Source organism: Bradyrhizobium yuanmingense (assembly GCF_029167105.1).
Lineage (GTDB): Bacteria > Pseudomonadota > Alphaproteobacteria > Rhizobiales > Xanthobacteraceae > Bradyrhizobium > Bradyrhizobium yuanmingense_A.
The window spans coordinates 57623-68787 of the sequence record NZ_JARFML010000034.1 but is presented as its reverse complement, the minus strand read 5'-3'; the positions used below and the strand labels follow the sequence as shown (position 1 = coordinate 68787).

General features: G+C 62.9%; 12 protein-coding genes and 1 tRNA gene. 9 read left to right on the top strand and 4 right to left on the bottom strand.

Going from position 1 to position 11165, the window contains the following annotated elements:
• The gene (locus tag P0R31_RS32330) at positions 1-1113 is read left to right on the top strand and encodes an ABC transporter permease (RefSeq protein ID WP_275518643.1); all 1113 of its coding nucleotides are present in this window, start codon (positions 1-3) and stop codon (positions 1111-1113) included.
• A 241-nt stretch (positions 1114-1354) separates the two neighbouring features.
• Here P0R31_RS32330 and P0R31_RS32325 read toward each other — a convergent pair whose 3' ends face one another.
• Positions 1355-1774, bottom strand: a complete 420-nt coding sequence (locus P0R31_RS32325) for a winged helix-turn-helix transcriptional regulator (protein ID WP_275518627.1) — start codon at positions 1772-1774, stop codon at positions 1355-1357.
• 185 nt (positions 1775-1959) lie between these two features.
• Here P0R31_RS32325 and P0R31_RS32320 point away from each other — a divergent pair, with 185 nt between their 5' ends.
• From P0R31_RS32320 to P0R31_RS32305, 4 genes are all read left to right on the top strand, one after another.
• Entirely contained in the window at positions 1960-2601 is a 642-nt protein-coding gene (locus tag P0R31_RS32320) for an SDR family oxidoreductase (RefSeq protein ID WP_275518626.1), read from the top strand.
• A 16-nt stretch (positions 2602-2617) separates the two neighbouring features.
• On the top strand, positions 2618-3235 hold the full coding sequence (locus P0R31_RS32315) for an FMN-dependent NADH-azoreductase (protein ID WP_275518625.1): 618 nt from the start codon (positions 2618-2620) through the stop codon (positions 3233-3235).
• Between the two features lie 55 nt (positions 3236-3290).
• Positions 3291-4217: an oxidoreductase gene (locus tag P0R31_RS32310; RefSeq protein WP_275518624.1), complete on the top strand. Its 927-nt coding sequence runs from the start codon at positions 3291-3293 to the stop codon at positions 4215-4217.
• Positions 4218-4302: 85 nt separating this feature from the next.
• A complete protein-coding gene (locus P0R31_RS32305) occupies positions 4303-4953 on the top strand; it encodes a DsbA family oxidoreductase (protein WP_275518642.1) in 651 nt (216 codons plus the stop codon).
• A gap of 79 nt (positions 4954-5032) precedes the next feature.
• Here P0R31_RS32305 and P0R31_RS32300 read toward each other — a convergent pair.
• Positions 5033-5109 (bottom strand) — tRNA-Met (locus P0R31_RS32300).
• Positions 5110-5535: 426 nt separating this feature from the next.
• Between P0R31_RS32300 and P0R31_RS32295 the strand changes: the two genes are divergently transcribed.
• Positions 5536-7128 carry a GMC family oxidoreductase gene (locus P0R31_RS32295; protein ID WP_275518623.1) on the top strand — a complete coding sequence of 531 codons (1593 nt, stop codon included), beginning with the start codon at positions 5536-5538 and terminating at the stop codon, positions 7126-7128.
• Between the two features lie 32 nt (positions 7129-7160).
• Here P0R31_RS32295 and P0R31_RS32290 read toward each other — a convergent pair whose 3' ends face one another.
• Complete coding sequence (locus tag P0R31_RS32290; RefSeq protein ID WP_275518622.1) at positions 7161-7922, bottom strand: SDR family oxidoreductase; 762 nt, start codon at positions 7920-7922, stop codon at positions 7161-7163.
• Positions 7923-8043: 121 nt separating this feature from the next.
• Between P0R31_RS32290 and P0R31_RS32285 the strand changes: the two genes are divergently transcribed.
• Together P0R31_RS32285 and P0R31_RS32280 are read left to right on the top strand one after the other, a co-directional pair.
• Positions 8044-8556, top strand: a complete 513-nt coding sequence (locus P0R31_RS32285; protein ID WP_275518621.1) for a CvpA family protein — start codon at positions 8044-8046, stop codon at positions 8554-8556.
• Positions 8557-8695: 139 nt separating this feature from the next.
• Entirely contained in the window at positions 8696-9478 is a 783-nt protein-coding gene (locus P0R31_RS32280; RefSeq protein WP_275518620.1) for an SDR family oxidoreductase, read from the top strand.
• Between the two features lie 150 nt (positions 9479-9628).
• Here P0R31_RS32280 and P0R31_RS32275 read toward each other — a convergent pair whose 3' ends face one another.
• On the bottom strand, positions 9629-10105 hold the full coding sequence (locus P0R31_RS32275; RefSeq protein WP_275518619.1) for a DUF3775 domain-containing protein: 477 nt from the start codon (positions 10103-10105) through the stop codon (positions 9629-9631).
• A 127-nt stretch (positions 10106-10232) separates the two neighbouring features.
• Between P0R31_RS32275 and P0R31_RS32270 the strand changes: the two genes are divergently transcribed.
• Positions 10233-11081, top strand: coding sequence for an MBL fold metallo-hydrolase (locus P0R31_RS32270; RefSeq protein ID WP_275518618.1), 849 nt, complete (start codon positions 10233-10235; stop codon positions 11079-11081).
• Positions 11082-11165: the final 84 nt, after the last annotated feature.

Sequence of the window (11165 nt, the reverse complement as noted above, 5' to 3'; positions counted from 1 at the left end):
ATGCGCTTCGACAACGTGTTTCAGCTCGGCGTCAAGGAACTGCGCGGCCTGGTGCGCGACCCCATGCTGCTCGTGCTGATCGTCTACTCCTTCACGCTCGCGATCTATGCCGGTGCCAAGGCGCTGCCGGAAACTCTGAACCGCGCCGCGATCGCCATCGTCGACGAGGACCGCTCCCCGGTTTCGAGCCGCATCGACCTGGCATTCACGCCGCCGTACTTTTCCGAGCCGCACCTGATCTCGCAATATGAAATGGACCGGCGGATGGACGCCGGGCTCGACACCTTTGCGCTGAACATCCCGCCGGACTTCCAGCGCGACCTGCTGGCACGGAAGTCGCCGACGATTCAGCTCAACATCGACGCGACGCGGATATCGCAGGCCTTCAACGGCGGCGGCTATGTCGAACAGATCGTCAGCGCGGAAGTCGCGGAGTTCCTGGCGCGGACGCGCAATGCGCAGACCGCGCCGATTGAGCTCACCTTGCGGGCACGCTTCAACCCGGAGCTGAAGAAAGCCTGGTTCGGCGCCATCGACGAGGTCATCACCTCGATCACCATGCTCTCGATCATCCTGACGGGCGCGGCGCTGATCCGCGAGCGCGAGCACGGCACGATCGAGCATCTGCTGGTGATGCCGGTTACCCCGCTGGAGATCATGGTCAGCAAGGTGTGGTCGATGGGCCTGGTGGTGCTGGCGGCCTCGGCGCTGTCGATCGTCTTCGTGGTGAAGGGATGGCTGGCGGTCACGATCGACGGCTCGGTCGCGCTGTTCCTGCTCGGCGCGGCGCTGCAGCTGTTTGCGACCACCAGCATGGGCATCTTCCTCGCCACCGTCGCCGGATCGATGCCGCAGTTCGGATTGCTCCTGATGATGACCCTGCTGCCGCTGCAGACGCTCTCGGGCAGCATGACGCCGCGGGAGAGCATGCCGCAATTCGTCCAGGACATCATGCTGGCGGCGCCCAACACCCATTTCGTGATGCTGGCGCAGGCGATCCTGTTCCGCGGCGCGGGCCTGGAGGCGGTGTGGCCGCAGCTCCTCGCGCTCGCCGTGATCGGCAGCGCCTTCTTCGCGATCGCGCTGCGGCGGTTTCGGACGTTTCTGGCCTAGCGTGAGGCGCGGCTCAGAGCTCATACCCGGGACGGATTCGATCAGATCCCAAAAGAGGCGGAAAACAACCCCATGCAAAGTAGCGATCCCATTGTGTTGGCTACTGGATTTGGTTGACCCGTCGGGCAAACGAAGAGCCATCGCCCGTACTGCCGGCGTCCTGCGCCGATCGAGCGCAGAAGTGCGCCAAACGACAATGTTTGGGCAGATTCAGAGTGACTACGAAACGCCTGCGTCCTGACTAGCCTTGATGGGCCGGCGTAATATTCCCTCGGAGTTTCTCTTCGCGACGGTCGTGCAATTCGCGAGAGCCTTCAATCTCGCTCATGTGATCCACCACCCAGGTCGCCAGCTGCATCAACGGTACGGCAAGCGACTTTCCGAGATCAGTCAGGCTGTACTCGACTTGAGGCGGGACGCTCGGATGAACTTTCCGCGTCACCATCCCGTCGCGCTCGAGCGCCTTGAGCGTACGGGTGAGCATCTGCTGCGAAATCCCACCTATCGAACGCTTCAACTCGTTAAAGCGCCGTGGCTGCTCGACCAGCGCCGTGATGGCGAGAATGGTCCACTTGTCGCCCATGCGCCCAAGGACCTCTTTGACGGGCCCGCAGCCGGGATACGTTCCGGGCTGGAGTGGAATGGGGTCGGTCATACGCATGTGACTAGGCCTCAAAAATCTACGTTCTTGTCTGTCGGGCAGTCTACTCCAATCATCTAGTCAGCAAAACATACCAACCAAAGGAATGCATGCATGGCTGACAAGAATGACACTTTCCAACCTTGGTCCCAGCACCATTGTCGGTGCGGCTCCGCCTCGCAGCAGTGATTTCGCGAGGAAGAGCAATGAAGATTTCGCTATTCGGCGCAACCGGTCCGACCGGACGGTACATCATCGAGGAGTCGCTCAGGCAAGGCTACAGCCTGTCGGTCTATACGCGCGATGCCAGCAAACTGAAGGACTACCAAGGAAAAATTGAAATCGTCGTCGGCGACCTGACGAACGTGAAGGCGATGGCCGAGTGCATCCGTGGTTCTACGGCGGTCATCAGTGCACTGGGACCCAACAGTCTCAAGATCAAGGGCGACCGGCCGATCATGCACGGTGTCGGCAACATCGTCTCGGTCATGAAGAAGCTGGGTGTTCATCGCCTTATTCAAATCTCCACGGCGAGTTATCGCGATCCGGAAGATAGCTTCGACCTCAAGGCCCATTCGTTTTTGATGCTGTTCAAGCTGATTGCGCGCAAGGGCGTAGACGACATCAGAGCAACTGCCGAATTGGTTCGGGATTCAGGGCTGGACTGGACGCTGGTGAGGATTCCGAACCTCAGGGATGGCCCGGCCAGCGGGACCATCGACGTCGGCTGGTACGGAAAATCCAAGCTCGGCACGAAACTATCGAGAGGAAATCTCGCGAAGTTCCTCGTCGAGCAGGTTTCAAACAAGGAGTTCGTTCGCGCTGCTCCTGCAATCGCCAATCACTGAGAGACCTGGAGCAAGCATGACCAGCATCCTTCTCATCACTTCGAGCCCACGCAGTGCCGAAGGCCTGTCCAGCCGTTTCGCGGCTGAGATCGCCGAACGGCTTAAGGCCCACTCGGGCGCCACGCTGACGACACGCGATGTTTCGGCGGAGCCGCTGCCGCATATCACACCGGCCTTCATCAATGGCCGTATGGCGTCGCCGGAAGCACGTACGCCGGAACAGGCGCAAGCCGTCGGGCTCGCCGAAGCGCTGGTCAATGAGATCAAGGCCGCCGACACAATCGTCATCGGTTCGGGCATGATCAATTTCGGTCCGTCCTCGCAACTCAAGGCATGGTTCGATTACATCACATGGCCGGGCGTCACGTTCAAATACGACCAGAACGGCCCCAAGGGTCTATTGTCCGGCAAGAAGGTCTATCTCGTCGTGGCGAGCGGCGGCGTCTTCTCTGAAGGACAATACGCGTCGTTCGACTTCCAGACCGGCTACCTCATGCACCTGCTGCGCTTCGTCGGCTTGACCGATATCGAGCTGATCCGTGTCGAGGGGACTGCTTACGGCCCCGACGCCGTAAAGGCGGCTACGGCCTCGGCTGAAGCGCAGATCCGCACTGCGCTCCAAGGCGCTGCCTGAGTGCGGTTTTCAGGAGCGACAGACCCAAACGCGTGTCGAGAGAGAGAAGAAACCTGTGCCATCCAAGGGATTTACGACGGCCGATGTGCCCGATCAGTCAGGCAAGTGCTTCATCGTCACGGGGGCCAATACCGGCATAGGCTTCGAAGTGGCGAGCGCGCTGGCGGCGCGGCATGCGCGGGTGCTGCTCGCCTGCCGCGACGAAGCGAAGGCGAGAGCCGCGATGAGCCGGATTCGTCAAAAGACTCCGGGGGCTGAACTCGCGTTCCTGCCGCTTGACCTGGCGGATCTGACGAGTGTGCGACGCGCGGCCGAACTGGCCGTCAAGGAGGCGCGTGTTGACGTGCTGATCAACAATGCCGGCGTGCAGGGGCCGACGCTGAAGCGCACAGCACAGGGCTTCGAGCAGACATTCGGCGTCAATCACCTTGGCTGCTTCGCGTTGACCGCGCTGCTGCTGCCCAAGCTCATGGAAACGCCCGGATCGCGCATCGTCGTCACGAGCAGCGGGCAGCACAAGGACGCGAAAATCGAATGGGAAGACCTTAACGCGCAGAAGACCTACAATTGGCTCCCGCGCTATGGCGCCAGCAAGCTCGCGAACCTGCTCTTCGTCTTCGAGCTGGACCGGCGGTTGAGCGCGGCAGGAGCGCCGGTAACGGCAGTAGCCTGCCATCCGGGTCTTGTCGGAACGAACCTCGCCCGCGGCAGCTGGTGGGGCAACATAGCGATGTCCCTGATCGGGTTGCTATTCGCCACGCCCGCCATGGGCGCCTGGGGCGCGCTGCACGCAGCGACCGGACGAATAAAGCCTGGCGGTTACTACGGGCCGACGGGATTCTCCGGGCTGCGCGGCCCTTCCGGTGAAGGTGTTCCCTCTGAGGAGGCGAGGAATCCGCAGTTCGCCAAACGACTGTGGGATGTGTCCGTAAAGATGACCGGGATCGATCCCGGCTTGCCTCCCGCCGATAGCCCGTCCTGACTCACGGATGAAAGGCGCCGCAGCCGCCGCCGAGTGGCTCAGATTAACCCACGACCGCAAGCTCAACGATCAGAGGGATGACATAATGCTCCAAATCGACCTTTACACCGAGATCACCTGTCCTTGGTGCATCATCGGACATCACCGCCTCGATAAGGTCCTGGCGGAACGGTTCCCTGAGCTGGACGTGGATATTCGACAACATCCTGTCCTTTTGCTTCCCGATGCGCCAGCGGAGGGCCTCTACATTCCGGATCTTCTCCGCTCGCGGTATGGTGTGACGGATCCGAAGGCTTCGTTCGCCCGGCCTGAGGCGGAAGCACGGGCGTCCGGCCTTGACCTCGACCTAAGCCGCCAGCTCTGGACTTACAGAACGCAAGCGGCGCACGGGTTAATCCTTGCGGCGCGAGCACGAGGTACGCAGCATCAGCTCGCGGTCGCGATCACCGGTGCCCATTTTCTGGAAGCAAAGAACATCTCAGACGCCGATGTCCTCGCGGATATCGCCGTGGCCTATGGGTTCGAACGCGAAGAAGCTCGTGCGATAGCGCTCGATCCCGAGCAACACAGACGTGTCGAGCACGAGGCGGTCCTGGCTGCGGAGGCAGGCGTCCGCTCGGTGCCCCATTTCATCTTTGGCGGACGCGCCGCGATCAACGGTGGCCGCAGCGAAGACGAGATCGCTCTGCACATCCAAGAAGCCGTGCGCTCAGGTGAACCAGCATCAATAGACTAGGAAGATTGGTTGCGGCTTCAACAGGAGCCTGAAATACAAAGCCCCTGAAATCTCACGATTTCAGGGGCTTAGGTTTCCTTGGTTGCGGGGATAGGATTTGAACCTATGACCTTCAGGTTATGAGCCTGACGAGCTACCGGGCTGCTCCACCCCGCGTTAAACCTTTGCGCGCCTTCGGTTGCATCCTGGGGACGGTCGGTTGAGGCCGGCGCTGGTCGCGCTGGCTCTCCGCTTCCGTCCCAAAGGCTTCCTTGGAAGGCGACCCCAGGGGCAATGCCCGTCGGGTGCGGGCGGTATGTATCAAGGCGGGCTGCCTTTGGAAAGGGCTGCGGGAACGTTTTTTTCGACTTTATGACAGGGGAATCGACCAATTTCCGCACCAATCCGCGCGCTCTTGCCAGAAGTTCCACAAAACGCCAGCCTGGGGCAACAAGATTAAGGGCGAAACGCCCGGAGTGTCATTCAGGGGCGATGCGCAGCATCGAACCCGAAAATCCATCTCACAGCACGTCATGCGGCTGAATGGATTCCGGGTTCGCGCTTCGCGCGCCCCGGAATGACGGTGAACGGGGGGGAACAACATTGACCGACACATTCGATTTCGTCGTCGTGGGCGCCGGCTCGGGCGGCTGCACAATTGCGGGGCGGCTGTCGGAGGATGCGCCGACATCCGTTGCGCTGCTCGATGCGGGCGGACGCAATGACACCTGGCGGATCACGACGCCATTCGGGCTCGCCTTGCCTTACGCCGCGGCCAACTGGGGGTTCGATACCGTGCCGCAGAAGGGATTGAACGGCCGCATCGGCTATCAGCCGCGCGGCAAGGGCCTCGGCGGGTCCTCGGCGATCAACGCCATGGTCTATATCCGTGGCCACAAATGGGATTACGACCACTGGGCCGCGCTCGGCAATTCCGGCTGGTCCTATGCGGACGTGCTGCCCTACTTCAAGCGCTCGGAAGACAACGCCGATTTCGACGGCGAATATCACGGCAAGGGCGGACCGCTGCATGTCAACCGGCTGCGCTCGGACAACCCGATTCACGACATCTTCCATCAGGCCGCGCGCGAGGCGCAGTTCCGCATCCGCGAGGACTTCAATGCCGAGGACCATGAAGGGCTCGGCAGCTACCAAGTGACCCAGCGGGGCGGCGAGCGCTGGAGCGCGGCGCGGGCTTATGTGGCGCCCCATCTGGGCAAGCGGCCGAATCTGCGGGTCGAGACCGGGGCGCAAGCAACGAAAATCATGTTTGAATCAGGGCGTGCGGTCGGCATCGAATATGTGCAGGGCAAGCAGACAAAGCAGCTGCGCGCCCGCCGCGAGGTGATCCTCGCCGCCGGCGCCTTCCAGTCACCGCAGCTCTTGATGCTGTCGGGACTAGGTGCCGGCGACGCGCTGGCCGCGCACGGTATCGGCGTCGTGCATCACCTGCCCGGCGTCGGGCGCAATCTGCAGGACCATCCGGATTTCGTATTCGTCTACGCCTCCGATTATCCGCACTTCGTTCACGCCTCGATCAATCGGCTGCCATCCTTGCTGCGCGGTATCCAGCGATATCGCCGCGAGCGGCGCGGCGTGATGACCACCAATTTCGCCGAGTGCGGCGGCTTTCTGAAGACCCGGCCCGATCTCGACATACCGGACATCCAGCTCCACTTCGTCATCGCGATGCTCGACGACCACGGCCGCAAGAAGCACAAGGAGGCAGGCTTCTCATGCCATTTCTGTCTGCTCAGACCGAAGAGCCGCGGCAGTATTAGGCTGAAAAGCGCCGATCCGCTCGCAGCACCGATGATCGACCCGAACTTTCTGGGCGAGGCGGAAGATCTCGAGGCGATGGTGGCCGGCTTCAAGACGACGCGGCGGCTGATGGAGACGCCTGCGCTGCGCGCGCTGCAGAAGAAGGACATGTTCACATCCGGTGTGACAACGGATGACGACATCCGCGCCATTCTGCGCGCGCGTGTCGACACCGTCTATCACCCCGTCGGCACCTGCAAGATGGGCACGGACGCGATGGCCGTGGTCGATCCCGCGTTGAAGGTGCATGGCGTCGGAGGATTGCGCGTCGTCGACGCCTCGATCATGCCGACGCTGATCGGCGGCAACACCAATGCGCCGACCATCATGATCGGGGAGAAGGCGGCGGATATGATCAGAGGGGAGATGCGGTAATTGATTCCCGTGGATAGGGCGGCGAATACCGTTCAACTCAGCAAGAACCCGCCGTCCACGGTCACCACGCTGCCCGTCATGTAGCGCGACGCATTCGATGCCAGCAGCAGGATCGCGCCGTCGAGATCGGACTCGGCGCCGACGCGGCGTTGCGGGATGCGCTTGGCGAGGCGCTCGCCTGCCGGCGTCGACCAGAAGGCGTGGTTCATCTCGGTATCGATATAGCCGGGCGCGAGCGCGTTGATGCGGATGTTCTGGCCCGCGAGCTCAAGTGCCATCGCTCTCGTCGCCTGGATGATGCCGGCCTTGGAGATCGCGTAAGGCGAGAGCGCCTTCAAGACGCCGGTGCCGAGCACGGAGGCGATGTTGACGATGTTGCCCGGCTGCTTGCGCGCGATCATGCGGCGCGCCACTTCGGTTGCGAGGAAATAGGCGCCCTTGAGATTGGCGCCGACCACCGCGTCCCAATCCGCCTCGGTCTGCTCGGTCGCGAGCTTCTCGATGGCGATGCCGGCATTGTTGATCAGCACCGTGACCGGGCCGAGCGCGGCTTCGACGGCATCGACGGCCCTGGCGATCGAGGCGGTGTCGGTGACGTCGAGCGAGACTGCCGCGGCACGGCCGCCCTTGCCGCGAATTTCCTCTTCCAGGCTCCTCAATTTGTCGGTCTGCCGCGCAGCGAGCGCGACGGCCGCACCATGCGCCGCCAGCACCCGGGCAAATTGCCGGCCGAGCCCCTGGCTCGCACCCGTGACGAGGATGGTTTCTTTACTGACGTCGAATAGGTCTGACATGACGCGTTCCTTGCGCGGTTCCCTTAAGCTTTGGAGCCACCAATACAGACGATTTTAGCGATCTGAAACCGGAATGATCGGCTCGGCGTTCATTCGTTCCGTCGAGGCAGGGCTTTTTCGCATGAACAGTTTCGATCTCGCCGTCTATGCCACGCTGGCCGTCGCGGTCGGCTTGGGGTTCAGGACCGGGCTGCTGCGCAGCGCGATGACCATCCTCGCTTATCTGCTCGCCGCGCCGATCGCGGTGGCACTGATGCCGCTGATCGCACCGCAGATCGCCGGCAATCCGAACTCGCCGCTGCTGCAGAACTGGATCTGGTTCTTCGCCATCTTCGTTGTCGTCGGAATGCTGTTCGGCCATATCGGCCGCATCGCGCTGAACGACACGATCGGCGAGGCCGGCATCGGCGACCGGTTCGGCGGCGCGGCGCTCGGCGCCGCCAGGGTGGGCCTCGTCGCCACCACCTTGGTACTGGTGTTCGACCAGATCGTGCCGGCGAACCGCCAGCCGCCCTTCCTCGCCGGCTCGCATCTGCGGCCGCTGTTCTCGACCCTGGGCCAGATGGGCTTCAAGTCGCTGCCGCCGGAAGCCGCCGCCGCGATCGACCGCCTCAAGCAGGAGCGGCGCATCTAGTCCGGATCATGCCCGCGCATTTGCATCACCCAGGCGCGCGCCATGCATTTTGATGCGAGCCCGTCTCTTATCAGCAGCATCGCATTTGGCTAGAGTGCGGCCTGTCCAAAACCTGCCTGACATATACGGGAGTGAAACAGTGGATCTTGGGATCAAAGGTCGCCGCGCCATCGTCTGCGCATCCAGCAAGGGCCTCGGCCGCGCCTGCGCCGTCTCGCTGGCCGAGGCCGGCGTTCACGTCACGCTGACCGCGCGCGGCGCCGAAGCACTGAAGAAGACCGCCGACGAGATCCGCAAGGCCTATCCCGACGTGACGGTCACCGAGATCGTCGGCGACATCACGACGCCCGCGGGCCGCGAGGCGGTGCTGAAGGCCTGCCCCGAGCCCGACATCCTGATCAACAATGCCGGCGGCCCGCCGCCCGGCGATTTCCGCAACTGGACCCGCGATGACTGGATCAAGGCGATCGACGCCAACATGCTGACCCCGATCGAGCTGATCAAGGCGACGGTCGACGGCATGATGGCGCGCAAGTTCGGCCGCATCGTCAACATCACCTCGGCCGCGGTCAAGGCGCCGATCGATATCCTCGGCCTCTCCAACGGCGCGCGCGCCGGGCTCACAGGCTTCATCGCCGGCCTGTCGCGCAAGACTGTCATCAACAACGTCACCATCAACGGCCTGTTGCCGGGCCCGTTCGAGACCGATCGCTTGACCAGCACCGCGAAGGGCGAGGCCGACAAGCGCGGTGTCACACCGCAGCAGATTTTGGCCGAGCGCGCCAAGCTCAACCCCGCTGGCCGCTTCGGCCAGCCCGACGAGTTCGGCTATGCCTGCGCCTTCCTATGTGGCGCCAAGGCCGGCTTCATCACGGGCCAGAACATCCTGCTCGATGGCGGTGCTTTCCCGGGGACGCTGTAACTGGTCCTCTCCCTCTCCCCGTTCTTACGGGGAGAGCGTTGGGGTGAGGGGCTGCTTCGACAAACACGGTGAGAGCTGGACTCGTGGAGAGTCCCCCTCACCCGGCGCTTCGCGCCGACCTCTCCCCGCAAGCGGGGCGAGGTAAGATCATCACCGCTGCTTGGTCGGCTCGTCCTCATCCTGCTGGCTCGGAGCGGAGGAATCGGCGGTGGTGCGCTCATCGGTCCAGTCGATGCCGAATTCGTCGAGCCCGTCTGCGAGCAGGTCGCCCAGCATGGGCTCGCCGAGCAGATAGTGCACAGTCTCGCGGCGCGGGCTGCGATACTCACGCCTCGCCTCCACCGCGCGGGCGCGCAGATCGTCCCATTCATCGATCGTGCCGTCGCCGCGGCCGAGCCAAGTCAGCGCGACGAGATCGAGCTGCTCGTCCTCGTTCAGCGCGATCATGAAGCTGCCGAGCTCCTGGACGACAGGATCGGAGCCGTCGTCGTCGAGGACGTCCATCATATCGTCGTCGGCGGCGTTCGAGCCGGAGTCGGGATCAGAAGCCCCCTCCTTGACGTCGAATTCGCGCGCCTTTTCGATAATGAAGGCGACCTTCTCCGCGGAAATCGCAAGCTCTGGCATGGCGTCCTCTTCGGCTACTGTCCAGTTCCCCGCGATAACGCCACATCACCTCAGATGATCCATTGCGCTCGATGGCAGAAAATGGGCATGTTCCAGCGCAAGAGCAAGAATGCGGGGGAGGCGCCGGATGCAGTGGAAAGTCGGCAAGGTCAGGATCACGAAATTCGTCGAAATGGAGACGGTCGGCTCGACCCGCTTCATCCTGCCGGCAGCGACCCATGACGAGATCCAGAAGCTGCCCTGGCTGATCCCGCATTTCGCCACCGCAGAAGGGCGTCTGAAGATGTCGATCCACTCGCTGGTGGTGCAGACGCCGACGCGCCGGATCGTGGTGGACACCGGCCTTGGCAACGACAAGCAGGGCCGCGGCGTCCCCACCTGGAACAACCGCAGCACACCCTTTCTGGAGACCGTGACAGCAGCGGGGTTTCCGCCTGACAGCATCGACACCGTGCTGTGCACGCATCTCCACGTCGACCATGTCGGCTGGAATACGAAGCTGGTCGACGGCTCATGGGTGCCGACCTTTCCGAAGGCGCGCTACATTTTCGGCAGGACCGAATACGAATATTGGCGCGACCATTCGACCGAGCCGGACAAGCAGGCCGTGTTCGGCGATTCCGTCCAGCCGATCGTCGATGCCGGCAGGGCCGATTTGATCGCGAGCGACCACAGGATCTGCGAGGAGATCAGCATGATCCCGACCCCGGGCCACAGCCCCGGCCATATGAGCGTCCTGATCCGGTCCGACGGCGAGCAGGGCCTGCTCACCGGCGACGTCGCCCACCACCCCTGCCAGATGGCGCATCTCGACTGGTCCTCCACCGCCGATTCCGACCAGGGGCAATCCGCTACGACCAGGGCGGCGCTGTTCGGCCGCTTCGCCGACACGCCGACGCTGGTGATCGGCGGGCACTTTTCGGCCGGGCACATCGAGCGCGACGGCGACGCGTTCAGGTTTATGGCGCTGGGGTGATCTCCGTTTTGAGCGGTTGAATTTCCCGCCGCCCTGTTCCAAGAAGCTATTCAACCGATCGGTCCAATCTCCAGGGAGAAACGA

What these genes read in the sequence shown, in the direction of transcription:
- P0R31_RS32270 (WP_275518618.1), top strand. Translation starts at nt 10,233, where the DNA reads ATGCAGTGGAAAGTCGGCAAGGTCAGGATCACGAAATTCGTCGAAATG.
- P0R31_RS32320 (WP_275518626.1), top strand. Translation starts at nt 1,960, where the DNA reads ATGAAGATTTCGCTATTCGGCGCAACCGGTCCGACCGGACGGTACATC.
- P0R31_RS32290 (WP_275518622.1), bottom strand. Translation starts at nt 7,922, where the DNA reads ATGTCAGACCTATTCGACGTCAGTAAAGAAACCATCCTCGTCACGGGT.
- P0R31_RS32305 (WP_275518642.1), top strand. Translation starts at nt 4,303, where the DNA reads ATGCTCCAAATCGACCTTTACACCGAGATCACCTGTCCTTGGTGCATC.
- P0R31_RS32330 (WP_275518643.1), top strand. Translation starts at nt 1, where the DNA reads ATGCGCTTCGACAACGTGTTTCAGCTCGGCGTCAAGGAACTGCGCGGC.
- P0R31_RS32325 (WP_275518627.1), bottom strand. Translation starts at nt 1,774, where the DNA reads ATGCGTATGACCGACCCCATTCCACTCCAGCCCGGAACGTATCCCGGC.
- P0R31_RS32285 (WP_275518621.1), top strand. Translation starts at nt 8,044, where the DNA reads ATGAACAGTTTCGATCTCGCCGTCTATGCCACGCTGGCCGTCGCGGTC.
- P0R31_RS32275 (WP_275518619.1), bottom strand. Translation starts at nt 10,105, where the DNA reads ATGCCAGAGCTTGCGATTTCCGCGGAGAAGGTCGCCTTCATTATCGAA.
- P0R31_RS32315 (WP_275518625.1), top strand. Translation starts at nt 2,618, where the DNA reads ATGACCAGCATCCTTCTCATCACTTCGAGCCCACGCAGTGCCGAAGGC.